Origin of the sequence: Serratia sp. 1D1416, assembly GCF_003641105.1 — a bacterium.
GTDB classification, from domain to species: domain Bacteria; phylum Pseudomonadota; class Gammaproteobacteria; order Enterobacterales; family Enterobacteriaceae; genus Serratia; species Serratia ficaria.
Genome location: NZ_CP032738.1, coordinates 730,675 through 755,805, shown reverse-complemented (window position 1 = coordinate 755,805; position 25,131 = coordinate 730,675). Strand labels below are relative to the sequence as shown.

The window sequence follows — 25,131 nt, the reverse complement described above, 5'->3', positions numbered from 1 at the left end:
GGACACCATTTGGAAAGCCTGTTTAGACTGCCCGTGGCGAGTGGGAACACGGTCAGGATCCTACAAATAACAGATACCCACCTTTTTGCCGGCGAAAATGAGACCCTGCTCGGCATCAATACCTATCGCAGCTACCATGCGGTGCTGGACGCCGTCCAGGCGCAGCGGCGCGAGGTCGATCTCATCGTCGCCACCGGCGATTTGGCGCAGGACCATTCACAGGCTGCGTATCGGCACTTTGCCGAGGGTATCGCCAGGTTGCCGGCGCCCTGCGTCTGGCTGCCGGGCAATCACGATTTCCAGCCGGCGATGGTCGACGCGCTGGCCGCCGCCGGCATCGCGCCCTCCAAGCACGTGCTGCTGGGCGATAAATGGCAGGTGCTGCTGCTCGACAGCCAGGTGTTCGGCGTGCCGCACGGCGAACTGAGCGAGTATCAGCTCGAGTGGATGGAGCGCTGCCTGCAGGCCCACCCAGAGCGTTATACTCTGCTGCTGCTGCACCATCACCCGTTGCCTTCCGGCTGTACCTGGCTCGATCAGCACAGCCTGCGCAACCCGCACATGCTGGGGGCGATCCTGCTGCGCTATCCCAAGGTGAATACCCTGGTCTGCGGGCATATTCACCAGGATCTGGACCTCGAATGGCAGGGCCGCCGCCTGTTGGCGACGCCGTCCACCTGCGTGCAATTCAAGCCGCACTGCACTAATTTTACCATCGACGAGGTTTCTCCCGGCTGGCGTTACCTCGACCTGCTGCCGGACGGCCGGGTCGAAACGCAGGTATTCCGGCTGGAGAACGACGATTTCCGCCCCGACATGGATTCGGATGGGTACTGATGTCTACGCTACTTTATCTGCACGGTTTCAACAGTTCGCCGCAGTCGGCCAAGGCGACCGCCTTCAAGGCCTGGCTGGCCGAGCATCATCCGACTATCGAGATGCTGGTGCCGCAGCTGCCGGCATTCCCGGCGGAAGCCGCCGAAATGTTGGAAAATCTGGTGATGGAACGCGCCGGGCAGACGCTGGGCGTGGTCGGCTCTTCGCTGGGCGGCTACTACGCCACCTGGCTTTCGCAGTGTTTTTCACTGCCGGCAGTAGTGGTTAACCCTGCGGTGAAGCCGTTTGAGCTGCTGATTGACTACCTTGGCGAAAACGAGAACCCCTACACCGGCCAGCAATATGTGTTAGAGTCACGTCACGTTTACGATCTGAAAGTGATGCAGATCGATCCCTTGGAGTCGCCGGATTTAATCTGGTTGCTGCAACAAACGGGCGATGAAATTCTCGATTACGGACAGGCGGTGGCCTATTACACCGCGTGCCGGCAAACGGTGGAGTCGGGTGGAAACCACGCCTTCGTCGGTTTCGAGCACTACTTCCCCCAGATTGTGGATTTTTTAGGGCTAAACGCCGTCTGAGCAGACGGTTCCGGCACCTTCCTTTAACCACGAAAAAATAATCAACGATGACTCAATCCAGCTATAACGCTGATGCCATTGAAGTACTCAGCGGTCTAGAACCAGTGCGCCGTCGTCCCGGCATGTATACCGACACGACGCGTCCAAACCACCTCGGACAAGAGGTGATCGATAACAGCGTCGATGAAGCCCTGGCCGGCCACGCCAAGCGCATCGACGTGATTCTGCACGCCGATCAGTCGCTGGAAGTGATCGACGACGGTCGCGGCATGCCGGTGGATATCCACCCGGAAGAGGGCGTGCCTGCGGTTGAGCTGATCCTGTGCCGGCTGCACGCCGGCGGCAAATTCTCGAATAAAAACTACCAGTTCTCCGGCGGCCTGCACGGCGTGGGGATTTCGGTGGTCAACGCCCTGTCGACGCGGGTCGAGGTCAGCGTGCGCCGCGACGGCAACGTCTACGGCATCGCCTTCGAAAACGGCGACAAGGTGCAGGACCTGACGGTGACCGGCACCTGCGGCAAACGCAATACCGGCACCAGCGTCCACTTCTGGCCCGACGGGCAGTTCTTCGACAGCCCGCGCTTCTCGGTTTCGCGCCTGAGCCACCTGCTGAAAGCCAAAGCGGTGCTGTGCCCCGGCGTCGAGATCTACTTTATCGACAAGGTGAACAACACCGAGCAGCGCTGGTGCTATCAGGACGGCCTGACCGATTACCTGATGGAAGCGGTCAACGGCCTGATCACCCTGCCGGAGGCGCCGTTCGTCGGCAACTTCGCCGGCGACACCGAGGCGGTGGACTGGGCGCTGCTGTGGCTGCCGGAAGGCGGCGAGCTGCTGACCGAAAGCTACGTCAACCTGATCCCGACCATGCAGGGCGGCACCCACGTCAACGGCCTGCGCCAGGGGTTGCTGGACGCGATGCGCGAGTTCTGCGAATTCCGCAACATTCTGCCGCGCGGCGTGAAGCTGTCGGCGGAGGATATCTGGGACCGCTGCGCCTACGTGCTGTCGGTGAAGATGCAGGATCCGCAGTTCGCCGGCCAGACCAAAGAACGCCTGTCGTCGCGCCAATGCGCGGCCTTCGTTTCCGGCGTGGTTAAAGACGCCTTCAGCCTGTGGCTGAACCAGAACGTCCAGGCGGCGGAACAGCTGGCCGAGTTGGCGATCTCCAGCGCCCAGCGCCGTCTGCGCGCCGCCAAGAAGGTGGTGCGCAAGAAGCTGACCAGCGGGCCGGCGCTGCCGGGCAAGCTGGCGGACTGCACCTCGCAGGATCTGAGCATGACCGAACTGTTCCTGGTGGAAGGGGACTCGGCGGGCGGCTCGGCCAAGCAGGCGCGCGATCGCGAATATCAGGCGATCATGCCGCTGAAAGGCAAAATCCTGAACACCTGGGAGGTCTCCTCCGACGAAGTGCTGGCCTCGCAGGAGGTGCACGACATTTCCGTGGCGATCGGCATCGATCCGGACAGCGAAGATCTCAGCCAACTGCGCTACGGCAAAATCTGCATCCTGGCGGATGCCGACTCCGACGGTCTGCACATCGCCACGCTGCTGTGCGCGCTGTTCGTGCGTCATTTCCGTTCGCTGGTGAAAGGCGGCCACGTGTATGTGGCGATGCCGCCGCTGTATCGCATCGATCTCGGCAAAGAGGTGTTCTACGCGCTGGATGAAGAAGAAAAAGCCGGCGTGCTGGAACAGCTGAAGCGCAAAAAGGGCAAGCCTAACGTTCAGCGCTTTAAAGGTCTGGGTGAGATGAACCCGCTGCAGCTGCGCGAAACCACGCTGGATCCGAATACTCGCCGTCTGGTGCAGTTGACGGTGAGCGACGACGACGTGGATCAAACGCTGGCGGTGATGGACATGCTGCTGGCCAAGAAGCGTTCGGAAGACCGCCGCAACTGGCTGCAGGATAAGGGCGACATGGCCGAACTGTCGGTCTGAGCCGTTCCCGGGCCCGGTTTCCCGATCGGGCCCGCTTCCCGCAGGGCGTTGCATGCGGCGCCCGATAACCATGGGCGGAATGCATGAAGATCACCCTCGAAGAATTGCTGGCGTTCACCTCGGTGGTCGACAGCGGCTCCATCACCTCCGCAGCCGAGCTGCTCGGCCAAACCACCTCCGGCATCAGCCGCGCGCTCAGCCGTCTGGAAAAGAAGCTCGACACCACGCTGATGCGCCGCACCACGCGCCGGCTCGAGCTGACCGAAGAGGGGCAGAGCTTCCTCAATCACGCCCGCGAGATTATCCGTTCGGTGGAGAACGCCGAAGAGCAGATGGCGTTGCGCCGGCTGATCCCGGCCGGGCGGCTGCGGGTCAACGCCGCCGCGCCTTTTATGGAACACGTGATCGTGCCGCTGGTGGCGGGCTTTCGCCAGAGCTTTCCGCAGATTGAGCTGGAGCTGAATACCGACAATCTGATCATCGATCTGCTGGAGAAACGCACCGATATCGCCATCCGCATCGGCGCGCTGCGCGATTCGACCATCCACGCCCGGCTGCTGGGATCGAGCTGGTTGCGCATTCTCGCCAGCCCGGGCTACCTGGCGCGGCACGGCACGCCGCACAGCGTGGATGAGCTGCATCAGCACAGCCTGCTGGGGTTCACCCAACCGGAATCGCTGAATCAGTGGCCGCTGCGGACCCGGCAGGCGCAGCATTTCACCATCGAACCGACCCTGTCCGCCTCCAGCGGCGAGACGCTGCGGCAGCTGGCGCTGCGAGACGCGGGGATCGTGCAGTTGGCGGATTTCATGACGCGCGACGATCGGCAAAACGGGCGGCTGGTGCCGCTGCTGGAACGGGATACGCTGGACGTGCGCCAGCCGATCAATGCGGTGTATTACCGCAACACCCAGCTGGCGGCGCGTATTACCTGCTTTTTGGACTACGTCAGCGCGCACATCGACGCGCAGACGCTGTAGGCCGATTACAGTGCGTTATCCAGCACGTAGATGGTGGTGTCCAGCACGCTGTCTTTGATGACGTCACGGTGCTTGAGCATGTGATCGATCTGCAGGTGTTTTTCCAGGTGCGCCTGGCTTTGCCATTTTTCCAGCATGAACACCGAATCCGGCGACAGCTTCTGCCACGGCGCCTGGGTATGGCTGTCGACCATCGGCGTGTATTCGCCGCAGCCGTCTTCCGCCAACACCAGCGGCACCAGTTTCTCGATCGCTTTCAGTACCGTTTCACGCTGGCCCGGTTTGGTTTTGATTTCTGCAATTACGGTGATCATCACTACCTCATTGATTAACGTGCCTAATGTGATTTAAGCAAAAATTTCCGTCAGGTGCGCGCGATAACGTGCGATATCGCCGTCGATATCCGGTTGTTTAATCACGTCGTTACAGATAAAGGTCGGCAGCGCTTCCATACCCAGGAACTGATTCGCCTTGTGGAAATGCAGGTAAACGCCGTCGACGCCCACGCCGTGGAAGAACTGGTCGGGGTCGGTAAAGGCTTCCAGCGGGGCGTTCCAGGTCAGGCTCAGCATGTATTTCTTGCCCTGGATCAGGCCGCCCGAGCCGTATTTCTTGCTGGCGTCGGAGCGGGTGCGACCGTCGCTGGCGTACAGGCTGCCGTGCCCGGCGGTGAACACCTCATCGAGGTATTTTTTCAGGATCCACGGCTCACCCATCCACCAGCCCGGCATCTGGTAGACCACCACGTCGGCCCACAGGTATTTCTGCACCTCGGCCTCGATGTCATAGCCGTCGTCGACTACGGTAACCTGCACATCGTGCTGCACGTCGCGCAGGAAGCTTTCCGCCACGTCGCTCAGGGTTTGGTTGAGTTCGCCATTTGAATGGCCGAATTGTTTTTTAGCATTGATAATCAGGATATTGCTCATCTTTCGCGGCTCCTGTCAGAGTTAAGATATGTCATGTTCTCCGCGTTAACGGGCGGAAAACATTGCGCTGAAAGAGAGTGTAATCGTTAGCCAAGCAGGTAAAAATGCGATCCAGCGCACAACAGTGTTGACTGTGAGTCAATAAAAGCGCCGTCAGGCGGCGAAATGTTGCATAAACTTAGCGGCTGAATCGGCTTCAGCCGGCGATCCTTGCGCCAGCTGTGACAGCCACCCCGCAGATGGGTTACTATCGCGGGCAGAATCGACAAGCTATGCCCATTGTCGTCCAGGGATTGCCAAGCCACGGTCTGAGGATAATTGAGTAATGAGTGATCTGACTCATGACGGTGTAGAGCGTTTACCGCTGCACACATTCACTGAAAACGCCTATCTGAACTATTCCATGTACGTCATCATGGATCGGGCGTTGCCGTACATTGGCGACGGTTTGAAGCCGGTACAACGCCGCATCATCTACGCCATGTCTGAGCTGGGGCTGAACAACAGCGCCAAATTCAAAAAATCCGCCCGTACCGTGGGCGACGTGCTGGGTAAATACCACCCGCACGGCGACAGCGCCTGTTACGAAGCCATGGTGCTGATGGCTCAGCCGTTCTCGTATCGCTATCCGCTGGTAGACGGCCAGGGGAACTGGGGGGCGCCGGACGATCCCAAGTCGTTCGCCGCCATGCGTTATACCGAATCGCGCCTGTCGAAATATGCGGAAGTGCTGCTGGCCGAGCTGGGCCAGGGCACCGTCGACTGGGTGCCTAACTTCGACGGCACCCTGCAGGAGCCGAAGATGTTGCCGGCGCGCCTGCCGAACATCCTGCTTAACGGCACCACCGGCATCGCCGTCGGCATGGCCACCGACATTCCGCCGCACAACGTGCGCGAAGTGGCCGCCGCCGCCGTGGCCCTGATCGACAAACCGGGCAGCTCGCTCGACGATCTGCTCGAGTTCGTGCAGGGGCCGGATTTCCCGACCGAAGCCGAAATCATCACCCCGCGCGACGAAATTCGCAAAATTTACCAGAACGGCCGCGGCTCGGTGCGCATGCGCGCCGTGTGGAAGAAGGAAGACGGCAGCGCGGTGATCACCGCCTTGCCGCACCAGGTTTCCGGCGCCAAGGTGCTGGAGCAAATCGCCAGCCAGATGCGCGCCAAGAAGCTGCCGATGGTCGAGGATCTGCGCGATGAATCCGATCACGAGAACCCGACGCGCCTGGTGATCGTGCCGCGCTCCAACCGCATCGATCTGGAGCAGGTGATGAACCACCTGTTCGCCACCACCGATCTGGAGCGCAGCTACCGCGTCAACATGAACATGATCGGCCTGGACAACCGCCCGCAGGTGAAAGGGCTGGTGGAAATCCTCACCGAATGGCTGGCCTACCGCCGCGATACGGTGCGCCGCCGCCTCAACTATCGCCTCGAGAAGGTGCTGAAACGCCTGCACATCCTCGAAGGCTTGCTGGTGGCGTTCCTCAATATCGATGAAGTGATCCACATCATCCGCAGCGAGGACGAGCCCAAGCCGGTGCTGATGCAGCGCTTCGGCATCTCCGATACCCAGGCGGAAGCGATCCTCGAGCTGAAGCTGCGCCATTTGGCCAAGCTGGAAGAGTTCAAAATCCGCGGCGAGCAGGATGAGCTGGCCAAGGAGCGCGATCAGCTGCAGGCGCTGCTGGCGTCCGAACGCAAGCTGAACACGCTGATCAAAAAAGAGATCCAGGCCGATGCGCAGGCCTATGGCGATGACCGCCGCTCGCCGATTACCGAGCGCGAAGAAGCCAAGGCGATGAGCGAGCACGATTTCGTGCCGTCGGAGCCGGTAACCATCGTGCTGTCCGAGATGGGATGGGTGCGCAGCGCCAAGGGGCACGATATCGATCCGAGCGGCCTGAGCTACAAGGCCGGCGACAGCTTCCGCAGCGCGGCGCGCGGCAAGAGCAATCAGCCGGTGGTGTTTATCGACTCCACCGGGCGCAGCTATGCGCTGGATCCGCTGACGCTGCCTTCGGCGCGCGGGCAGGGCGAGCCGCTGACCGGCAAGCTGACGCCGCCGCCGGGCGCCACCATTGAGCAGGTGCTGATGGCGGCGGACGATCAGAAGCTGCTGATGGCCTCCGACGCCGGCTACGGTTTCGTCTGCACCTTTAACGATCTGGTGGCGCGCAACCGCGCCGGCAAGGTGATGATCACCCTGCCGGATAACGCCAGGGCGCTGCCGCCGATGGAAATCCACGGCGAAGACGATATGCTGCTGTCGATCACCGCCGCCGGGCGCATGCTGATGTTCCCGGTCGCCGATCTGCCGCAGCTGTCGAAGGGCAAGGGCAACAAGATTGTCTCCATACCGGCGGCGCAGGCCGCAGCCGGGGAAGACAAGCTGGCCTGGCTGTTCGTGCTGCCGCCGCAGACTTCCGTCACCCTGCACGTCGGCAAACGCAAGCTGACGCTGCGGCCGGAGGACCTGCAAAAGTTCCGCGCCGAGCGGGGCCGCAAAGGGACCCAGCTGCCGCGTGGCCTGCAGCGCATCGATCGCGTCGAAGTGGATGCGCCGCCGCGCGCCGCGGCCGCGGGCGACAGCGAAGAGTAAGCGCTGCGGTAAGATAATCAGACGGGGCGCAGCCATGCTGCGCCCGCTTTATTTCCCGCGTCGGCGGTTATTTTCAAATAATTAACATTTACCCGCATAAAATTATTGTGCGCATCGTCGGCTGGCGGGAAAATAGCGAAAAATGCAGGCGCCATTTCCGCTTTCGCGCCCTGCAGTCAAATAATGAGTAAAGGAATCTGCGCAGCGAATCAGGCTGCGTCGGCAGTGTGCTAATGAGGTTGTTATGTTATTGATTTTACGTGCCGTTCTCGCCACTCTCTATTGTATTCTGGTGTGTATTTTCGGCTCTGTGTACTGCTTGTTCAGCCCGCGCGATCCCCGCCATGTGGCAACTTTCGGTCATCTGTTTGGCCGCCTGTCCGGGTTATTCGGTTTGAAAGTGGAAATCCGGGTGCCGGCCGATGCGGCTAAAAACGGCAACTGCATTTATATCGCTAACCACCAAAATAATTACGATATGGTCACGGCGGCCAAAATAGTGCAGCCGCGCACCGTCACCGTGGGTAAAAAAAGCCTGCTGTGGGTTCCCTTCTTTGGCCCGCTGTATTGGCTGACCGGTAATCTGCTGATTGATCGGGATAATCGCGCCAAGGCGCACGGCACCATCGCCCAGGTGGCGGAGCAATTTAACAAGCGGGACATTTCTATCTGGATGTTCCCGGAAGGCACGCGCAGCCGCGGCCGCGGGCTGATGCCGTTTAAAACCGGCGCCTTCCATGCGGCCATCGCCGCCGGCGTGCCGATTGTGCCGATCTGCGTCTCCACCACCAGCGGTAAAATTAATCTTAACCGTTGGAATAACGGCCATGCGATCGTTGAAATGCTCGAGCCGATCGACGTCAGCCAATACGGCAAAGAAAATGTGCGTGAGCTGGCGGCCCATTGTCATACGTTGATGCTGGCGAAAATCGCCCAACTGGACGAAGAAGTCGCCCGGCGCAACGCGGCCGGAAAATAATATTCCCAACCGGCTTCAAAGAATGAAATTTTAAACGGCGCCTGACGCCGTTAACGCCCGGGCTCCTGCTAATCTTGCTTACCAGGGGCCCGGGTTTTGCACACGGTTTAGTTATTGCTTTTCATGGAGAAAATATGTCACTCAGTCGACGTCAGTTTATACAGGCATCGGGCCTGGCGCTGTGCGCGGGAGCCGTGCCGCTGAGGGCTGAGGCGAGCGGAACGCAGACCCCTTTACCTATCCCGCCGCTGTTGGAATCCCGCCGTGGCCAGCCGCTGTTTTTAACCCTGCAGCGCGCTCATTGGGCGTTTATGGAAAACCGCAAGGCGTCGGTATGGGGCATTAACGGCATGTACCTTGGGCCGACGGTGCGGGTTTACAGCGGCGACGACGTCAAACTGATCTACAGCAACCGCCTGCCGGAGCCGGTGGCGATGACCGTCAGCGGTCTCCAACTGCCGGGCACCCTGATGGGCGGCGCGCCGCGCATGATGTCGCCCAATGTCGACTGGTCGCCGGTGTTGCCGATCCGCCAGGCTGCGGCCACCTGCTGGTATCACGCCAATACGCCGAACCGCATGGCGCCGCACGTCTACAATGGCCTGACCGGGCTGTGGCTGGTGGAGGACGAGGTCAGCAAGGCGTTGCCGCTGCCCAATCACTACGGCGTCGACGATTTCCCGCTGATCATCCAGGACAAACGCTTCGACAACTTCGGCACGCCGGAATACGACCCGCCGTCACAGGGCGGATTCGTCGGCGATACGCTGCTGGTCAACGGCGCGCAAAATCCGTATGTGGAAGTGTCGCGCGGCTGGGTGCGCCTGCGCCTGCTCAACGCCTCCAACTCGCGGCGCTATATCCTGCAGCTCAGCGATGGCCGGCCGTTCAACGTGATCGCCAGCGATCAGGGCTTCCTGCCTGCGCCGGTGGCGGTGCAGCAGCTGTCTCTGGCGCCGGGTGAACGCCGCGAAGTGCTGATCGACATGTCGAAAGGCGACGAGGTGAGCATCACCGCCGGCGAAGCGGCGGGCATCATGGATCGCCTGCGCGGCCTGTTCGAGCCTTCGAGCATTCTGGTCTCTACCCAGGTGCTGACGCTGCGGCCGACCGGATTGCTGCCGCTGGTGACCGACAACCTGCCGATGCGTCTGCTGGCGGACCAGCTGTTGGACGGCAGCGCCAGCCGTACCCGCGATTTCCGCCTGGGCGACAGCGTGGCCGGCATCAACGGCGCCATCTGGGATATGAATCGTATCGATGTGCAGGCTCAGCAGGGCAGCTGGGAACGCTGGAACGTTCACGCGGATACGCCGCAGTCGTTCCATATTCAGGGGGTGCAGTTCCTGATTAAGCGGGTGAACGGCGCGCAGCCGATGGCGGAAGATCGCGGTTGGAAGGATACCGTTTGGATCGATGGCGACGTCGAGCTGCTGGTGTATTTCAATCAGCCGACCTCGGAACACTTCCCGTTCCTCTATTACAGCCAGACGCTGGAAATGGCGGACCGCGGCACCGCCGGTCAGCTGATGGTGCAACCGGCGCCGTAAGGCATGCCTGCGGCGCCGCGCCAGGGCCGTCAGGCCGCGTTGAAGCGCCGCTGCAGCTGTCGCCAGTCCGGCGGATTGGCGGCGCCGGCGCTCGCCACCACGCAGGCGGCTACGCGGTTGGCCAGGTCGACCGCCTGCGGCAGCGGCCAGCCGGCGGACAGCCCGGCCAGCAGGCCGGCGCAGTGGGCATCGCCCGCGCCAACAACGTCAACTTCTTCAACGGCATAGGCCGCGATGTGCTGCGGCCCGCTCTGGCCGTCGCAAATCCATACGCCGTCGCGGCCTAAGCGACAAATCAACGTCAGGTTATGGGCCGCGGCGAAACGCTGCGCGGCGTCAATGGCATCGCCGGCGCCGCACAGCCTGGCCGTTTCATCGCGATTCAGCGTCAGCAGGGTGTGGCTGTCGCTGAGCATGGCGAAAAAGTCCTCGTCGAGCAGGCCGACATGCATGCCGGGATCGAGCAGGCGCCGCTGGTCGAACGGCAGCCGCGTCAGCCATTCACGCAACGCCTCGCCATTTTCCCCCGCCAGCTGCTCGCCGCTGAGGTAAATCAGCGTATCTTCGGTCAGCGGCAGCATGGCCAGCTGGGCCTTGTTCCACCGCGTTTCGCAGCCGGGTTCGCCGGGCTCGCCGTTCGATTGGCGCCAGCCGTTATCCATCAGGCCATGGCGCAGCAGCACCGGCAGGCCCAACCGCGCCATTTCGGCTTCGATCGTCGCGCCCCATTCGCCGTTGCCGACCGGCATGCCGTTGACCACCGGCGCCTCCAGCCGGCGCAGCGCCCGCGCCACGTTAAAGGCGCGGCCGCCGATGCGCCGCTCCTGCGTCGGCGTGACTTCGCCGACGGCGCCGCCCAGCACCAGCACCGGTTTTATCGCTAAAAACTCACTCATCGCTTTCCTCCGCTAGCGGCCATGATGACGGCGCAGCCGCCCGGAGTCGAGCGGCGGAATGCCGTCGGCGCATCGGGCGCTGAATAAAACAGCAACCCAATCCGCGGTTCGCCTGGCGGAAAGTGGTCGAACCAACCAAAATGATCACGGGTCCTGAGAACGGCGAACGGGATGAGGCGGCGTAAAAGTTAGAGGCGCGTCGCTATCGCCGTCAGGCAAATAGGATACAAGCAAAGCTGGCAGAGGAACGCGGCAAAGAGGGGGGACGTCATGCACGAATTTATCACCTGGCTGTGTCGGCAGCTGGCGCAGGAGGCGGCGGCGCCGCGCTATATGCAGCTGGCGGCGGCGATCGAAATGGCCATCAGGCAACGGACGCTGGCGGCGGGGGATTTTCTGCCGCCGGAGCGGCTGATGGCGGAGGGGCTGGCGCTGTCCAGAGTGACCGTCAGCAAGGCGATGAAGATGCTGGAGGGCAAATCGCTTATTTTGCGCCAGCGGGGCGTGGGTACGCGGGTGGCGATGCACATCGGCTATTCGTGCAACCAGGACGGCAGCGCGACCGCCCAGATGCTGCGCAACGGCAGCAGCGTCAGCAACCAGTGGCTGCTGCGCACCCGCATGACGGCCCCGGCCGAGGTGGCGAAAGCGCTGGCGCTGGAGGGCAGCGCCACGGTGGTTAAGCTGCGGCGTCTGCGATTGATGGACGGCAGCCCGGTATCGCTGGAGACCACCTATATTCCCCCGCGTTTTCTGCCCGATCCTGAGCGGCTCGAGCACTCCCTGCACGCGCTGTGGCAAGCGCGCGGCATCGTGCCGGAAGGCAAGCATTTCCTGCTGAAAGCGGTGGCCTGCAACAGCGAAATGGCCAACCTGCTCAATGTGCACAGCGGCACGCCGCTGCTGCGCATTATCCAGACCAGCCGCAATGCCCAGGGCGAGGTGCTGGCGTTCAGCGAAACCCTGTGCCGCAGCGACGTTTACGAATTTGAAGTGAACAGTTAGTTAAATAACCATGCTCTTTTTGCTACTAGTGCGTATAATCGCCGCCCGGCGATTAATTAACCTGTGAAAAGAGCACCAGAATGAGCACCACCAGCCTGATCCAACCTGACCGTGAACTGTTTTCCTACAAGCCCTATTGGGCCGAATGTTTTGGCCCCGCGCCGTTTTTGCCGATGTCGCGCGAAGAGATGGATCAACTGGGCTGGGACAGCTGCGATGTGATCATTATCAGCGGTGACGCCTATGTCGATCACCCGAGCTTCGGCATGGCGATCATCGGCCGCATGCTGGAGGCGCAGGGCTTCCGCGTCGGCATCATCGCGCAGCCGGACTGGAGCAACAAAGAAGACTTCATGCGTTTGGGCAAACCGAACCTGTTCTTCGGCATCACCGCCGGCAATATGGATTCGATGATCAACCGCTACACCGCGGACCGCAAACTGCGCCACGACGACGCCTACACCGCCGGCAACGTCGGCGGCAAGCGCCCGGACCGCGCCACCCTGGTGTACAGCCAGCGCTGCAAGGAAGCCTACAAAGACGTGCCGATCGTGCTGGGCGGCATCGAAGCCAGCCTGCGCCGCATCGCCCACTACGACTACTGGTCGGATACCGTGCGCCGCTCGGTGCTGGTGGATTCCAAAGCCGATATGCTGATTTACGGCAACGGCGAGCGCCCGCTGGTGGAAGTGGCGCATCGCCTGGCCGCCGGCGAGAAAATCACCGACATCCATGATATTCGCAACACCGCGGTGATGCGTAAAGAAGCGCTGCCGGGCTGGAGCGGCGTGGACTCCACCCGTTTGGACAAACCGGGCCGCATCGAGCCGATCCCGAATCCGTACGGTGACGATCTGCCGTGCGCCGACGGCGCCAAGCCGGAGCCGGAAGCCAAGCCGGTGACCGTACGCGCCGCCAAGCCGAAGCCGTGGGAAAAAACCTACGTGCTGCTGCCGTCGTTCGAAAAGGTGAAGGGCGACAAGGTGCTGTATGCGCACACCTCGCGCATCCTGCACCATGAAACCAACCCGGGCTGCGCGCGCGCGCTGATGCAGAAGCACGGCGACCGCTATGTGTGGATCAACCCGCCGGCCATCCCGCTGACCACGCCGGAAATGGACAGCGTGTTCGCCCTGCCGTACCAGCGCATTCCGCACCCGTCCTACGGCAAGGAAACCATTCCGGCCTATGACATGATTCGCTTCTCGGTGAATATCATGCGCGGCTGCTACGGCGGCTGTTCGTTCTGTTCGATCACCGAGCACGAAGGGCGCATTATCCAGAGCCGTTCGGAAGATTCGATCATTCGCGAAATCGAAGAGATCCGCGACAAGGTGCCGGGCTTTACCGGCGTGATCTCCGATCTGGGCGGCCCGACCGCCAATATGTACATGCTGCGCTGCACCAATCCGCGCGCCGAGCAGACCTGCCGCCGCGCATCATGCGTCTACCCGGAAATCTGCACCTACATGGACACCAACCACGAACCGACCATCAAGCTGTACCGCCGGGCGCGTTCGCTGGAAGGCATCAAAAAAATCCTGATCGCCTCCGGGGTGCGTTACGATCTGGCGGTGGAAGATCCGCGTTACATCAAAGAGCTGGCGACCCACCACGTCGGCGGCTACCTGAAGATTGCGCCGGAGCACACCGAAGAAGGCCCACTGTCGAAGATGATGAAGCCGGGCATGGGCAGCTACGATCGTTTCAAGCAGCTGTTTGACCACTATTCGAAGCTGGCGGGCAAAGAGCAGTACCTGATCCCGTACTTCATTTCTTCGCACCCGGGCACCCGCGACGAGGATATGGTCAACCTGGCGCTGTGGCTGAAGAAGAACCGTTTCCGCCTCGATCAGGTGCAGAACTTCTATCCGTCGCCGATGGCCAACTCTACCACCATGTATTACAGCGGCAAAAACCCGCTGAGCCGCGTGGGGTACAAGAGCGAAGACGTGGTGGTGCCGCGCGGCGATCGCCAGCGCCGCCTGCACAAGGCGCTGCTGCGCTATCACGATCCGGCCAACTGGGCGATGATCCGCACCGCGCTGGAAGAGATGGGCATGAAGCACCTGATCGGCAGCCGCCGCGAGTGCCTGGTGCCGGCGCCGAGCATCGACGAGCAGCGCGAAGCGCAACGCCTGCAGCGCCGCACCCGCCCGGCGCTGACCAAGCATACCGACATCACGCGACAGCGCACGCCGTCTAACCGGCCGCCGCGCAAGCCGATTCGCAGCGGCAAGCCGTAAAGCAAAAGGAGAACCCCCGGGTTCTCCTTTTTGTTTCGCCGGATCACAATTGCTCGTAGGCGGTTTCCACTTTCATCAGATGGCGCGGCGCCTGCGGCGCGGGATGATATTTGCGCACGTGCCAGTTGAAGGCGTCCGGCGACAGGGTGTTAATTATCGAAATGGCTTGCTGACGATTGCTGGAGAATGTCCGCAGCAGCGCACCGGTGCCGTTCACGTAGGCGATGATGGTGGCGTAACGCAGAGTGACGGGATCGTCGATCCCTTTAAGCTGCTGTTTTTGCAATACGGCCAGATAGGCGGCGCCGAGATCGATATTGGTATCGGGATCCAGCAGATCGTCCTCGTCCGGACAGCCGCGTTTCCCTTTGTAGCGATAGGCGTCACAGCCGGCGGTATCGGCTTTCAGCTGCATTAAACCGATAGCGTTAGACTGGCTCACCGCGGATGGGTTAAAGCCGGATTCCACCTTGATCATCGCGGTGATGAGCCTGGCGTCGATATCATATTCATCGGCGGCGTCTTCGATCGCCTCGTCGTAGGCATGGGGATCGTAGCTGACGCGCTGCTTCTTGCCGGCGCAACCGGCCAATACCAGCATGGCGCAAAGCATGCCCAGGCGTGACCACTGTGATAGGGAAAATTTCATGGTGCTCCGTGCGTCTATTTTTGACTGAGTTAACCGGCGGTTAGGGTCTTGGATGCCATCATCATAGCGTCAGCGGGCACAAAGATCTTTAGTAAAAAAAGCAGCGGTGTCGGCCCTTTTCGCAGAATGAATTTGCCGACAATAACGATTCTGGATCTTCCTCACAGAACCCATTCAAACTCTGTAACCGGTTACTGAAACCGGTTGCTGTTTTTTCATTTTTGCCATCATACTCATTTCTCAACTTAATCATTTGCATCAATTGGCCACAGGAGATCGGATGAAAAAGATATTTCTTTGCTGTGCCGCCGGCATGTCGACCAGCATGGTAGTGAATAAAATGAAAAAGTCTGCCGAACAGCAGGGGATCGAGGTAGATATTATCGCCGTCGGCATCGAAGAGTTTGAAACCACGCTGGCCAATTACCAATGTTGCCTGCTGGGGCCGCAAATTAAATATAAGTTGGCGGACTTTAAAGCCATCGCCGATCGGGAAAATAAACCCATCGCGGTAATTGACAGCATGGATTACGGCATGATGCGCGGCGACAAAATTCTTGCCGAAGCCCTGGCGATGATCGCGCAGCATTAATTTCTTTCGCAGCCGCCGCGCCTGGCCGCAGGCCGGGGCGAACTGCCTAACGCCCGTTTACTCAGAACGTCCCGGGGGTTGAACCATGAGTATCAGCCAGGCCGCATTCAGCTTTATTGAAAACCGCATCAGCCCGATAGCCGGCAGGTTATCCACCCAACGGCATATTATGGCGATCCGCGACGGTTTTATTTCCGCCATGCCATTTATGATTGTCGGGTCATTCTTGCTGGTATTCGCCTACCCGCCTTTTTCCGCCGACAGCGGCTGGAGAATAGCGCAATGGTGGCTGGGGGCGGCGGAAAAACATCAGGTCGCGATCCTTACTCCGTTTAATATGACCATGGGGATAATGTCGATCTATATTACCGCCGCCATTGCCTATAATCTGGCGCAGAGTTATAAGCTCGAGCCATTTATGGCGGCGATGCTGGCGCTGATGTCCTTTCTGCTGGTCGCCGCGCCGCAGACGGAGAAGGTGTTGCCGACCGCCGCGCTCGGCGGCGTCGGGATCTTCACCGCCATTCTGGTGGCTGTCTACACCACCGAACTGATCCGTTTCCTCAAGGTGCGCAACATCGGCATCTCGCTGCCCGAGCAGGTGCCGGCCAAGATCAAGCAGTCGTTTGACCTGCTGATCCCGATCCTGGCGGTGGTGATCACGCTGTATCCGCTCAGCCTGCTGGTGCAGCATCAATTCGCGCTGCTGCTGCCGCAGGCGATCATGGCGCTGTTTCAGCCGCTGATCTCCGCCGCCGACTCGCTGCCGGCGATCCTGCTGGCGGTGCTGATCGGCCACCTGCTGTGGTTTGCCGGCATTCACGGCGCGGTGATCGTTTCCGGCATGCTGCAGGCCTTCTGGCTGACCAACCTGGGCATCAATCAGGAGGCGCTGGCCGCCGGGCAAACGCTGCCGCACATCTTTATGGAGGCGTTCTGGACCTTCTTCATCGTCATCGGCGGCTCGGGCGCCACCTTCGGGCTGGTGCTGCTGTACCTGCGCAGCCGCTCGGCGCACCTACGTTCGATCGGCAAGCTGAGCCTGGTGCCCAGCTGCTTCAACATCAACGAACCGGTGATCTTCGGCACGCCGATCGTGATGAACCCGACCTTCTTCATTCCCTTTATCACCGCGCCGATCGTCAATTCGATCATCGCCTATGCGGCGGTGAAGCTGGATCTGATCGGCAAGGTGATCTCGGTGGTGCCCTGGACCGCGCCTGCGCCGATCGGCGCCGCCTGGGCCACCGGCTGGGATTTCCGCGCGGCGATCCTGGTGCTGGTGTTGGCCGCGGTATCGGCGCTGATCTACTACCCGTTCTTCAAAGTGTACGAACAGCAGCTGCTGGCGCAGGAAACCGGCGAGACGGAAGACGTCACGCCAACCGAAGGAGCAACCGAATGATGGATATGGAATCGGCGGTGATGGAGCTGATCATCAACGCCGGCGAGGCGCGCAGCTGCGCCATGCAGGCGCTGTACGCGGCGCGAAAATACCAGTGGGAGCAGGTGGACATTCTGCTGGCGGAATCGCAACGGGCCTCGAAGCGCGCGCACGCCACCCAAACCGAGCTGATCGGTTTTGACGAAGGCGAGGGCAAGCTGCCGGTGAACCTGATTATGGTGCACGCGCAGGACCACATCATGAACGCCATGCTGGCGCGCGACCTGGTGGAGGAACTGGTGAGAATTTATCGATTGCTGGAGCAAAATGGGGTGCAGAGCCAATGAGCGTATTTCCGAAAGATTTTCTCTGGGGGGCGGCGACCGCGGCTTACCAGGTCGAGGGCGCGCACGACGCCGACGGCAAGGGGCTGTCCAACTGGGACCTGTTCTCGCACCTGCCCGGCACCACCTATCAGGGCACCAACGGCGACGTGGCGGTCGACCATTATCATCGCTTCAAAGAAGACGTGGCGCTGATGGCGGAGCTGGGCATGCAGACCTACCGCTTTTCCATCTCCTGGCCGCGGGTGCTGCCGCAGGGGCGCGGGGAAGTGAACGAGGCCGGGATCGCTTTTTACAGCGGCCTGATCGACGAGCTGCTGAAGCACAACATCAGGCCGATGATCACCCTGTATCACTGGGATCTGCCGCAGGCGTTGCAGGAAGCGTTCGGCGGCTGGGGATCGCGCGAGATAGTCGAGGCCTTCGACGAATATGCGCGCCTGTGCTATCAGCGCTTCGGCGATCGGGTCGATCTCTGGTCGACCTTCAATGAAACCGTGGTGTTCATCGGCATGGGCTACTTTACCGGCGCGCACCCGCCGAGCCTGACGGATCCGCAACAGGGCATTCAGGCCTGCCATCATGTCTTCCTGGCCAACGCCCGCGCGGTAAAGAGCTTCCGCGAAATGGGGATCCGCGGGCAGATCGGCTTCGTCAACGTGATGCAGCCGCACGATCCGATCAGCGATTCGCCGCAGGATCGCCGCGCCTGCGAGATAGCCGAGGGGATCTTCACCCACTGGCTGTACGATCCGGTGCTGAAGGGCGAGTATCCGGCGGAGCTGCTGGCGATGGCGCAGCAGGCGTTCGGCGTGCCGCAGTTCGCGCCGGGGGACGAGGCGCTGCTGAAGGACAACATCGTCGATTTTATCGGACTGAACTACTACAAGCGCGAGATGGTGGCGCATAACGACGATGTGAACGGTTACGCCATCAATACCAGCGGGCAGAAGGGCAGCGGGCGCGAGCTGGGCTTCAAGGGGCTGTTCAAACTGGTGCGCAATCCGCACGGCGTTTACACCGACTGGGATTGGGAGATTTATCCGCAGGGGCTGACCGACGCCATCGGCCGCATCGTCAAACGTTACGGCAATATCCCCATTTACATCACCGAGAACGGGCTGGGCGCCAAGGATCCGATCGTCGATGGCGAAGTGCGCGATCAACCGCGCATCGATTATTTGCGCGATCACATTCAGGCGATCGGCGCGGCTATCGAGCAGGGCGCCGACGTGCGCGGCTATTATCCGTGGTCGTTTATCGATCTGCTGTCCTGGCTCAACGGTTATCAGAAACAGTACGGTTTCGTGTACGTCGATCACGCCAATAATCTGGCGCGCAGGAAAAAGCAGAGCTTCGGCTGGTATCAGCGGGTGATCGCCAGCAACGGCGAGCGTCTGTAGCGGAGCATGAAATGGCCCTCTCCCGGCGGGAGAGGGCGCGGGGCCTTACAGCGAATCCGGATCCGGCCCCAGACGATTGCCGACGTCCAGTTTGGCGATCTCGCCCAGTTCGTCCTTATCCAGTTTGAAATCAAACACCTCGAAGTTTTCGCGGATGCGCGACGGCGTGACCGATTTCGGGATCACGATCAGGCCGCTGTCCAGATGCCAGCGCACCACGATCTGCGCCGGGGTTTTCTCGTATTTTTCCGCCAGTTCCTTGATCACTTCCTGATCGAAGACCCCTTCGCCGCCCTGCGCCAGCGGGCTCCAGGACTCGGTGGCGATGTGATGGGTGGCGTTCCAGGCCCGCAGCTGGCGCTGCTGCAGCAGCGGATGCAGCTCGATCTGGTTGATCACCGGCGCGACGTTGGTTTCATCCAGCAGGCGCTGCAGGTGCGGGGTATGGAAATTGCACACCCCGATGCTTTTGACCAACCCTTGCTCGCGCAGTTTGATCAGCGCTCGCCAGGCGTCGACGTATTGATCCTGCTGCGGTCTTGGCCAGTGGATCAGATACAGATCGACGTAATCCAGCTTCAGCTTTTCCAGGCTGCTTTCCAGCGCCGCCTGCGGATCGCCCTGATCGTCGTTCCACAGCTTGGTGGTGACGAACAGCTCGTCGCGCGGGATCGCGGTGGACTGCAGCGCGGCGCCGACCCCTTCCTCGTTTTTGTAGATGGCGGCGGTATCGATGGAGCGGTAACCCACTTCCAGCGCCTTGGTCACCGCACGGGTGGTCTCTTCAATACTCGCCTGCCAAACGCCGAGACCCAACTGCGGCATCAGATTACCATCGTGGAGTTTGATGATGGGTTGTTGCGTTGTCATGCGCATCTCCTTGTGAACTGATTGCCGGTGCTACTGGCACCGAAACGGCTATAGATAAATTCTAGTTGGCAAACCGCGCGGTTGCTGAGTTTGCTAACCCGAGTTCCGCGGTCGCGGGAGAGAGAGTCCAGACGGCGCCTCCCATGCATTGATTAACCAGATGATGTTTTGCGGTTCGATCGGCAGCGCAGATAAAGCGCCGAACTGCGCCCGGTGATCGGCCGGACGCAGGATGCAGAAACGGTAAGCAGAAACTAAAGCCTAGCAGGAAATCGCCGGTTTGCGATTAACGCGCCGCTTCATAAATGCGTTGGCTCACTTCCAGGGTGATGTCCTGACGTTCGCCCAGCGCGGTCATGCCGTGCTGATGCAGCTTGTCGAGCAGCGCCGGAATGCTGCTGCCATCGAGCTGATAATCGGCCATGCGGGTCGGCACGCCCATTCGCTCGAAGAACGCGCGGGTGGCGGCGATCGCGCCGTCGATGCGGCTCTCTTCGCCACCGTCGCGCAGGCCCCAGACGCGGTCGGCGTACTGCAGCAGCTTTTCGCGTTTCTGCGCTTTTTTCTCGTTCAACAGCGCCGGCAGCACGATCGCCAGCGTCTGCGCATGATCCAGATCGTGCATGGCGGTCAGCTCATGCCCCAACATGTGGGTCGCCCAGTCCTGCGGCACGCCGGCGCCGATCAGGCCGTTCAACGCCATGGTGGCGCTCCACATCACGTTGGCGCGCACCCCGTAGTTCTCCGGCTCGGCCAGCGCGCGCGGGCCGTCTTCCAGCAGCGTCAGCAGCAGGCCTTCGGCGAAGCGGTCCTGCACCTTGGCGTCGACCGGGTAGGTCAGATACTGCTCCAGCGTGTGCACGAAGGCGTCGACCACGCCGTTGGCGATCTGGCGCGGCGGCAGCGAGTAGGTCACCACCGGATCCAGCACCGCAAACAGCGGCTGCACGTGCGGGGAGAAGAAATGCTGCTTGTCGCCGCTGCTCTTGCGGGTGATCACCGCGCCGCTGTTGGACTCGGAGCCGGTGGCCGGCAGCGTCAGCACGCAGCCCATCGGCACCGCGTCGACGATCTGGCCGCCAACGGTTTTCAGGATATGCCAGGCATCGGCGTCTGCGGTGTAGCGCGCGGCGGCGGCGATGAACTTGGTGCCGTCAACCACCGACCCGCCGCCGACCGCCAGCAGGAAATCGATATTTTCCGCCCGCACCACCTCGACCGCCTTCATCAGCGTTTCGAAGGTCGGGTTCGGTTCGATGCCGGAGAACTCCTGCACATTGCGCCCGGCCAGCGCGCGGTACACCTGATCCAGCACGCCGTTTTTCTTCACGCTGCCGCCGCCGTAGGTAATCAGAATGCGCGCATCCGCCGGGATCTGTTGGGCGACTTCGGCAATCTGATCCTTGCCGAACAGGATTTTGGTTGGGGTATGCAGAATAAAGTTTTGCATGATCGGTTTCTCTCTCGGTGTCAGGGCTGCGCCGGCGGCGCAAAAATAACTGGAGTGTATTGTCAGTAACTTAGGCCGAACTCACAATGCTCATTCCTGTCGGTGTCTTGCCTATTTCTACAAGTGTCTGTAGAAATGGAGGTGTTTAAATTATTATTTATGCCGAATCGTTCTGACTGTAAGAGGGTGTTTCCGTGATTGAAATCGATGAACCGCGCAGCCGCATGGCGCGCCAGGCGATGCGCTTTGCCAGCGGTAACGGCTATGCGCCTTCGCCGGTGCCGCGGGTGAAGATCCTGTACGTCGACCATCACTGTCAGCGGCAGCCGGTGATGTACGAACCGGGGATCGTGATTATTTTCCAGGGGCATAAGGTCGGTTACTGCGGCGAGCGGGTGTTTCAGTACGATCCGCGCAACTACCTGCTGATGACGGTGCCGTTGCCGTTTGAATGCGAGACTTTCGCCAGCCCGGAACTGCCGCTGGTGGGGTTGGCGGTGAACATCGATACCCAGATGCTGCAGGACCTGCTGATCGACATCGGCGACGACGATTACCTGATGAAACCGCGGGCGGACAGCAACGGGGTGAACCTGGCCGAGCTGACGGAAGAGCTGCTGTGCGCCACCGAACGCCTGCTGGACGTGATGGCCAAGCCGCTCGACGCGCGGGTGCTGGGGCCGCAGATCGTGCGTGAAATGCTTTACCATGTGCTGCGCGGCGCCTGCGGCGCGTCGCTGCAGGAACTGGTCAATCGCCATACCCATTTCAGCCAGATAGCCAAAGCGCTGCGGCGGATAGAAAACCAGTACGCCGACAGCCTCAACGTCGAACAGCTGGCCAACGAGGTCAACATGAGCGTGTCGGCGTTTCATCATAACTTCAAGGCGGTGACCAACACCTCGCCGCTGCAGTACGTAAAATCCTACCGCCTGCACAAGGCGCGTTTGCTGATGGTGCACGACGGCCTCAAGGCCAGCACCGCGGCGATCCGCGTCGGCTACGAGAGCGCGTCGCAGTTCAGCCGCGAATTCAAACGCTTCTTCGGCGTGACGCCGAGCGATGAGATTGCCCGGCTGCGCGACGCCAACCCGCTGCTGCTGGAAGGCTAATCCCTCAGGGGGTCAGGACAATCTTGCCGAACGCCCCGCGGTCGAGATGATCGAGCGCCTGCTGCAGCTGGTCGAAGCGGTAAACCCGATCGATGACCGGCTGCAGCCCGATGACGTCCACCGCGCGCACCAGATCCTCCAGCGCGCGGCGGTGGCCGACGCCAATGCCCTGAATGATCGGCGATTTCAGCAGCAGCGGCCCGGCGGGGGCGGAAACTTCGAAGCCCTCCAGCGCGCCGATCACCGAGATGCGGCCATGCACCGCCACGGCGCGCACCGAGTGGCCGAGATTGGGGCCGCCGACGGTGTCGATCACATGGTCGATGCCGCGATCCTGCGTCAGTCGATACACGGCTTCCACCCAGTCGCCATTCAGGCGATTAATGCCGTGATCGGCGCCCAGCGCTTTGGCGCGCGCCAGCTTTTCATCGCTGCCGGAGGTCACGAACACCTCAGCGCCCTGCGCCTTGGCTATCTGCAGCGCAAACAGCGCCACGCCGCCGGTGCCCTGCACCAACACCGAGTCGCCGGCGCTCAGCCGCCCCTGTTCCACCAGGGCGAACCAGGCGGTCAGCCCGGCGCACGGCAGGGTGCTGGCCTGTACCTCGTCCAGCGAGTTCGGCGCCGCCGCCAGCCAGTCTTCATGCACCACCACGTATTCCGCCAGCATGCCCTGATAGAAGCCGCCCAGGGTGCGGTAGGGCGGCGTGCGCGCATCGCCGTAGGGTTTTTGCCGCCCGTCTATCCAGCCGGGGCTGAAGGTTGAAATGACCCGATCGCCGGGCAGGAAACGGCTAACGCCGGCGCCGATCGCATCGATTTCGCCGGCCATATCGGAGGCGGGAGTGAAAGGCTGCGGCAGCGTCAGCCCCATGCCGGTTTCGATCACCAGCTTATCGCGGTAGTTGAGCGCCACCGCCTTCACTTTAACCCTGACCTCGTGCGGCCCAGGCTGCGGGATGGCGCTGGCGGTCAGCTGCAGGTGTTCACGCCCCAGGGCGTCCATTGTCCAGCGTTGCATAGTTTCGGCCATGTTTGACTCCAAAATTGGCGGTTAACAGACCCGTCGATATTATCGTTGATTCCAGTTCGCCAGTGGCGATAAGATTTCTCAAGATTGTTTCTTTAAGGGCTACAAACCATGACCGACCGATTGAACGGCATTTCGGTATTCGTCACCGCGGTGGAGGCGGGCAGCTTTGCGCTGGCCGCCGGCCGGCTGCACCTGTCGCGCTCGGCGGTGGGGAAAACCATCGCCCGGCTGGAACAGCGGTTGGACGTGCGTCTGTTCCACCGCACCACCCGCAGCCAGAGCCTGACCGACGACGGCGCATTGTTTTACGAGCGCTGCCTGCGGGCGCTGGAGGAGATACGCACCGCGGAGACGCTGCTGGAATCGGGCAAGCAGCAGGTCGGCGGCCGGTTGCGGGTCTCGATGCCGGTGCTGTTTGGCCGCATGTGCATCGCGCCGCTGCTGACCGAACTGACGCGCGAACATCCGGGGCTGGAGCTGGAGCTGTCGTTCAGCGATCGCATCGTGGATTTGATTGAAGACGGTTTCGATCTGGCGATCCGCAACGGGGCGTTGGCCAGCAACGGCGGGCTGGTGGCGCGGCGCATCGGCGATCACCGCATGACGCTGTGCGCCTCGCCGGATTATCTGCGGCGCTGCGGCGAGCCCCACAGCCTCGAACAGCTGGCCCGGCACGATGCGGTGACCTACATGCGCGCCGGGGCGGTGCGCCAGTGGTCGATCCTGGAGGCCGACGGCAAGGTGCGGGAGGTGATGCCGAACAAGCGGCTGCAAATGGATGACCTGCAGGCGATAGCCGACGCGGCGGCGGCGGGGTTCGGCATCGCCTGGCTGCCGTGCTGGCTGGTGCGCGACCGGTTGTTGAAAGGAGAACTGGTGCGGCTGATGCGCGATCGGCCGGGGGCGTCTTTCGAGGCGCATGCGGTGTGGCCGCAGACGCCCCACCTGCCGCTGAAGGTGCGGCTGGCGGTGGATACGCTGGTGAGCAAGCTGCCCCCCAGCCTGGCGTTGGTCGAAAAAGCGCTGTAGCGCAGGGACTCAGGACGAGGCGGCGCGCTTTTTACGCCAGATAACCAACATGGCGCCCAGCAGGCCGATAAACAGCAGCAGCAGCGGCAGGATCATCAATCCGGTCATGACCTGGCTCTCGTAGCGTTTCACCAGAGGGATCTGGCTGAAGGCATAGCCCAGGCCAACCAGCGCGCTGACCCACACCACCGCGCTCAGCCAGTTAAACAGCTGGAAGCGGGTGCTGTTCAGGCCGGAGATGCCGGCCATGGTCGGCAGCAGGGTGCGGACGAAGCCGAGGAACCTGCCGATCACCAGCGCCATCAGCCCGTGGCGGTTGAACAGGTTGTGCGCGCGTTGGTGGTATTGTGCGGGCAGCTGCAGCAGCCAGCCTTTGACCAGGCCGGTGTGGCCCAGCCAGCGGCCCTGCAGGTAGCTCAGCCAGCAGCCGAGGCCGGCGGCGGCGGTCAGAATGAGCAGGGTGGGGGCAAAGCCCATCACGCCTTTGGCGATCAGCGCGCCGGACAGCAGCAGCAGGCTGTCGCCGGGCAGGAACGAGGCTGGCAGCAGTCCGTTTTCCAAAAACAGGGTGGTGAAAAGCACCGCATAAACCACCCAAATCACGCTGGGATCGGCGAGGGCAATGAAGTCCTGCTGCCAAAGCGCATGAACAATCTCTCGTAATACATCCATTTTATGTCCTGTTGCATGCCGGTTGCGCCCGGGGTCAAGTTCTCC

At 61.5% G+C, this 25,131-nt stretch carries 23 protein-coding genes; 15 read left to right on the top strand and 8 right to left on the bottom strand.

Annotated elements, in window-relative coordinates; all coding sequences use genetic code 11:
* Nucleotides 1–9: 9 nt before the first annotated feature.
* The 4 genes from cpdA to D7I37_RS03590 all read left to right on the top strand — a co-directional run bounded on the left by cpdA (nucleotide 10) and on the right by D7I37_RS03590 (nucleotide 4,341).
* Nucleotides 10–837, top strand: a complete 828-nt coding sequence (cpdA, locus tag D7I37_RS03605) for a 3',5'-cyclic-AMP phosphodiesterase (RefSeq protein ID WP_061797233.1) — start codon at nucleotides 10–12, stop codon at nucleotides 835–837.
* Nucleotides 837–1,418: an esterase YqiA gene (yqiA, locus tag D7I37_RS03600; protein WP_061797235.1), complete on the top strand. Its 582-nt coding sequence runs from the start codon at nucleotides 837–839 to the stop codon at nucleotides 1,416–1,418. The genes cpdA and yqiA overlap by 1 nt, the downstream gene beginning before the upstream one ends.
* Before the next feature lie 47 nt (nucleotides 1,419–1,465).
* Nucleotides 1,466–3,361 (top strand): DNA topoisomerase IV subunit B, encoded by a 1,896-nt coding sequence (parE, locus tag D7I37_RS03595; RefSeq protein ID WP_095099286.1) that lies wholly within the window; start codon nucleotides 1,466–1,468, stop codon nucleotides 3,359–3,361.
* 83 nt (nucleotides 3,362–3,444) lie between these two features.
* Nucleotides 3,445–4,341 carry a LysR substrate-binding domain-containing protein gene (locus D7I37_RS03590; protein ID WP_129543319.1) on the top strand — a complete coding sequence of 299 codons (897 nt, stop codon included), beginning with the start codon at nucleotides 3,445–3,447 and terminating at the stop codon, nucleotides 4,339–4,341.
* Between the two features lie 5 nt (nucleotides 4,342–4,346).
* On the opposite strand, the gene D7I37_RS03585 is transcribed toward D7I37_RS03590, so the two are convergent.
* Complete coding sequence (locus D7I37_RS03585) at nucleotides 4,347–4,655, bottom strand: putative quinol monooxygenase (RefSeq protein ID WP_061797241.1); 309 nt, start codon at nucleotides 4,653–4,655, stop codon at nucleotides 4,347–4,349.
* A gap of 33 nt (nucleotides 4,656–4,688) precedes the next feature.
* On the bottom strand, nucleotides 4,689–5,270 hold the full coding sequence (locus D7I37_RS03580; RefSeq protein ID WP_061797243.1) for an NAD(P)H-dependent oxidoreductase: 582 nt from the start codon (nucleotides 5,268–5,270) through the stop codon (nucleotides 4,689–4,691).
* 325 nt (nucleotides 5,271–5,595) lie between these two features.
* On the opposite strand from D7I37_RS03580, the gene parC reads away from it, so the two are divergent.
* From parC to ftsP, 3 genes are all read left to right on the top strand, one after another.
* Complete coding sequence (gene parC / locus D7I37_RS03575; RefSeq protein ID WP_061797246.1) at nucleotides 5,596–7,872, top strand: DNA topoisomerase IV subunit A; 2,277 nt, start codon at nucleotides 5,596–5,598, stop codon at nucleotides 7,870–7,872.
* Between the two features lie 244 nt (nucleotides 7,873–8,116).
* Nucleotides 8,117–8,851 (top strand): 1-acylglycerol-3-phosphate O-acyltransferase, encoded by a 735-nt coding sequence (locus D7I37_RS03570; RefSeq protein ID WP_095099283.1) that lies wholly within the window; start codon nucleotides 8,117–8,119, stop codon nucleotides 8,849–8,851.
* Between the two features lie 134 nt (nucleotides 8,852–8,985).
* Entirely contained in the window at nucleotides 8,986–10,401 is a 1,416-nt protein-coding gene (gene ftsP, locus D7I37_RS03565) for a cell division protein FtsP (protein WP_129543318.1), read from the top strand.
* Between the two features lie 29 nt (nucleotides 10,402–10,430).
* Here ftsP and D7I37_RS03560 read toward each other — a convergent pair whose 3' ends face one another.
* The gene (locus D7I37_RS03560; RefSeq protein ID WP_129543317.1) at nucleotides 10,431–11,297 is read right to left on the bottom strand and encodes a PfkB family carbohydrate kinase; all 867 of its coding nucleotides are present in this window, start codon (nucleotides 11,295–11,297) and stop codon (nucleotides 10,431–10,433) included.
* A 270-nt stretch (nucleotides 11,298–11,567) separates the two neighbouring features.
* On the opposite strand from D7I37_RS03560, the gene D7I37_RS03555 reads away from it, so the two are divergent.
* Nucleotides 11,568–12,302 (top strand): GntR family transcriptional regulator, encoded by a 735-nt coding sequence (locus D7I37_RS03555; protein ID WP_129543316.1) that lies wholly within the window; start codon nucleotides 11,568–11,570, stop codon nucleotides 12,300–12,302.
* An 80-nt stretch (nucleotides 12,303–12,382) separates the two neighbouring features.
* On the top strand, nucleotides 12,383–14,548 hold the full coding sequence (locus tag D7I37_RS03550; protein ID WP_061797256.1) for a YgiQ family radical SAM protein: 2,166 nt from the start codon (nucleotides 12,383–12,385) through the stop codon (nucleotides 14,546–14,548).
* Between the two features lie 43 nt (nucleotides 14,549–14,591).
* On the opposite strand, the gene D7I37_RS03545 is transcribed toward D7I37_RS03550, so the two are convergent.
* Nucleotides 14,592–15,197 carry a transglycosylase SLT domain-containing protein gene (locus tag D7I37_RS03545; protein WP_061797257.1) on the bottom strand — a complete coding sequence of 202 codons (606 nt, stop codon included), beginning with the start codon at nucleotides 15,195–15,197 and terminating at the stop codon, nucleotides 14,592–14,594.
* A 280-nt stretch (nucleotides 15,198–15,477) separates the two neighbouring features.
* Between D7I37_RS03545 and D7I37_RS03540 the strand changes: the two genes are divergently transcribed.
* From D7I37_RS03540 to D7I37_RS03525, 4 genes are all read left to right on the top strand, one after another.
* The gene (locus D7I37_RS03540) at nucleotides 15,478–15,789 is read left to right on the top strand and encodes a PTS sugar transporter subunit IIB (RefSeq protein ID WP_061797258.1); all 312 of its coding nucleotides are present in this window, start codon (nucleotides 15,478–15,480) and stop codon (nucleotides 15,787–15,789) included.
* Between the two features lie 85 nt (nucleotides 15,790–15,874).
* On the top strand, nucleotides 15,875–17,194 hold the full coding sequence (locus D7I37_RS03535; RefSeq protein WP_061797259.1) for a PTS sugar transporter subunit IIC: 1,320 nt from the start codon (nucleotides 15,875–15,877) through the stop codon (nucleotides 17,192–17,194).
* The gene (locus D7I37_RS03530; protein WP_061797260.1) at nucleotides 17,191–17,520 is read left to right on the top strand and encodes a PTS lactose/cellobiose transporter subunit IIA; all 330 of its coding nucleotides are present in this window, start codon (nucleotides 17,191–17,193) and stop codon (nucleotides 17,518–17,520) included. The genes D7I37_RS03535 and D7I37_RS03530 overlap by 4 nt, the downstream gene beginning before the upstream one ends.
* Nucleotides 17,517–18,920, top strand: a complete 1,404-nt coding sequence (locus D7I37_RS03525) for a GH1 family beta-glucosidase (RefSeq protein ID WP_061797262.1) — start codon at nucleotides 17,517–17,519, stop codon at nucleotides 18,918–18,920. The genes D7I37_RS03530 and D7I37_RS03525 overlap by 4 nt, the downstream gene beginning before the upstream one ends.
* Nucleotides 18,921–18,965: 45 nt before the next feature.
* On the opposite strand, the gene dkgA is transcribed toward D7I37_RS03525, so the two are convergent.
* Nucleotides 18,966–19,790, bottom strand: coding sequence for a 2,5-didehydrogluconate reductase DkgA (gene dkgA / locus D7I37_RS03520; RefSeq protein ID WP_061797263.1), 825 nt, complete (start codon nucleotides 19,788–19,790; stop codon nucleotides 18,966–18,968).
* 286 nt (nucleotides 19,791–20,076) lie between these two features.
* Nucleotides 20,077–21,240: an alcohol dehydrogenase gene (gene yqhD / locus D7I37_RS03515; protein ID WP_129543315.1), complete on the bottom strand. Its 1,164-nt coding sequence runs from the start codon at nucleotides 21,238–21,240 to the stop codon at nucleotides 20,077–20,079.
* 224 nt (nucleotides 21,241–21,464) lie between these two features.
* On the opposite strand from yqhD, the gene D7I37_RS03510 reads away from it, so the two are divergent.
* Nucleotides 21,465–22,352, top strand: coding sequence for an AraC family transcriptional regulator (locus D7I37_RS03510; RefSeq protein WP_242502914.1), 888 nt, complete (start codon nucleotides 21,465–21,467; stop codon nucleotides 22,350–22,352).
* A 4-nt stretch (nucleotides 22,353–22,356) separates the two neighbouring features.
* Here the strand turns inward: D7I37_RS03510 and D7I37_RS03505 are convergent, their stop codons facing one another.
* A complete protein-coding gene (locus D7I37_RS03505; protein ID WP_061797266.1) occupies nucleotides 22,357–23,385 on the bottom strand; it encodes an NAD(P)-dependent alcohol dehydrogenase in 1,029 nt (342 codons plus the stop codon).
* Nucleotides 23,386–23,493: 108 nt separating this feature from the next.
* Here D7I37_RS03505 and D7I37_RS03500 point away from each other — a divergent pair, with 108 nt between their 5' ends.
* Entirely contained in the window at nucleotides 23,494–24,414 is a 921-nt protein-coding gene (locus D7I37_RS03500; RefSeq protein ID WP_061797268.1) for a LysR family transcriptional regulator, read from the top strand.
* A gap of 9 nt (nucleotides 24,415–24,423) precedes the next feature.
* Here D7I37_RS03500 and D7I37_RS03495 read toward each other — a convergent pair whose 3' ends face one another.
* Nucleotides 24,424–25,086 (bottom strand): DedA family protein, encoded by a 663-nt coding sequence (locus D7I37_RS03495; RefSeq protein ID WP_061797269.1) that lies wholly within the window; start codon nucleotides 25,084–25,086, stop codon nucleotides 24,424–24,426.
* Nucleotides 25,087–25,131: the final 45 nt, after the last annotated feature.

What these genes read in the sequence shown, in the direction of transcription:
- yqiA (WP_061797235.1), top strand. Translation starts at nt 837, where the DNA reads ATGTCTACGCTACTTTATCTGCACGGTTTCAACAGTTCGCCGCAGTCG.
- parE (WP_095099286.1), top strand. Translation starts at nt 1,466, where the DNA reads ATGACTCAATCCAGCTATAACGCTGATGCCATTGAAGTACTCAGCGGT.
- D7I37_RS03590 (WP_129543319.1), top strand. Translation starts at nt 3,445, where the DNA reads ATGAAGATCACCCTCGAAGAATTGCTGGCGTTCACCTCGGTGGTCGAC.
- D7I37_RS03585 (WP_061797241.1), bottom strand. Translation starts at nt 4,655, where the DNA reads ATGATCACCGTAATTGCAGAAATCAAAACCAAACCGGGCCAGCGTGAA.
- D7I37_RS03580 (WP_061797243.1), bottom strand. Translation starts at nt 5,270, where the DNA reads ATGAGCAATATCCTGATTATCAATGCTAAAAAACAATTCGGCCATTCA.
- parC (WP_061797246.1), top strand. Translation starts at nt 5,596, where the DNA reads ATGAGTGATCTGACTCATGACGGTGTAGAGCGTTTACCGCTGCACACA.
- D7I37_RS03570 (WP_095099283.1), top strand. Translation starts at nt 8,117, where the DNA reads ATGTTATTGATTTTACGTGCCGTTCTCGCCACTCTCTATTGTATTCTG.
- ftsP (WP_129543318.1), top strand. Translation starts at nt 8,986, where the DNA reads ATGTCACTCAGTCGACGTCAGTTTATACAGGCATCGGGCCTGGCGCTG.
- D7I37_RS03560 (WP_129543317.1), bottom strand. Translation starts at nt 11,297, where the DNA reads ATGAGTGAGTTTTTAGCGATAAAACCGGTGCTGGTGCTGGGCGGCGCC.
- D7I37_RS03555 (WP_129543316.1), top strand. Translation starts at nt 11,568, where the DNA reads ATGCACGAATTTATCACCTGGCTGTGTCGGCAGCTGGCGCAGGAGGCG.
- D7I37_RS03550 (WP_061797256.1), top strand. Translation starts at nt 12,383, where the DNA reads ATGAGCACCACCAGCCTGATCCAACCTGACCGTGAACTGTTTTCCTAC.
- D7I37_RS03545 (WP_061797257.1), bottom strand. Translation starts at nt 15,197, where the DNA reads ATGAAATTTTCCCTATCACAGTGGTCACGCCTGGGCATGCTTTGCGCC.
- D7I37_RS03540 (WP_061797258.1), top strand. Translation starts at nt 15,478, where the DNA reads ATGAAAAAGATATTTCTTTGCTGTGCCGCCGGCATGTCGACCAGCATG.
- D7I37_RS03535 (WP_061797259.1), top strand. Translation starts at nt 15,875, where the DNA reads ATGAGTATCAGCCAGGCCGCATTCAGCTTTATTGAAAACCGCATCAGC.
- D7I37_RS03530 (WP_061797260.1), top strand. Translation starts at nt 17,191, where the DNA reads ATGATGGATATGGAATCGGCGGTGATGGAGCTGATCATCAACGCCGGC.
- D7I37_RS03525 (WP_061797262.1), top strand. Translation starts at nt 17,517, where the DNA reads ATGAGCGTATTTCCGAAAGATTTTCTCTGGGGGGCGGCGACCGCGGCT.
- dkgA (WP_061797263.1), bottom strand. Translation starts at nt 19,790, where the DNA reads ATGACAACGCAACAACCCATCATCAAACTCCACGATGGTAATCTGATG.
- yqhD (WP_129543315.1), bottom strand. Translation starts at nt 21,240, where the DNA reads ATGCAAAACTTTATTCTGCATACCCCAACCAAAATCCTGTTCGGCAAG.
- D7I37_RS03510 (WP_242502914.1), top strand. Translation starts at nt 21,465, where the DNA reads ATGGCGCGCCAGGCGATGCGCTTTGCCAGCGGTAACGGCTATGCGCCT.
- D7I37_RS03505 (WP_061797266.1), bottom strand. Translation starts at nt 23,385, where the DNA reads ATGGCCGAAACTATGCAACGCTGGACAATGGACGCCCTGGGGCGTGAA.
- D7I37_RS03500 (WP_061797268.1), top strand. Translation starts at nt 23,494, where the DNA reads ATGACCGACCGATTGAACGGCATTTCGGTATTCGTCACCGCGGTGGAG.
- D7I37_RS03495 (WP_061797269.1), bottom strand. Translation starts at nt 25,086, where the DNA reads ATGGATGTATTACGAGAGATTGTTCATGCGCTTTGGCAGCAGGACTTC.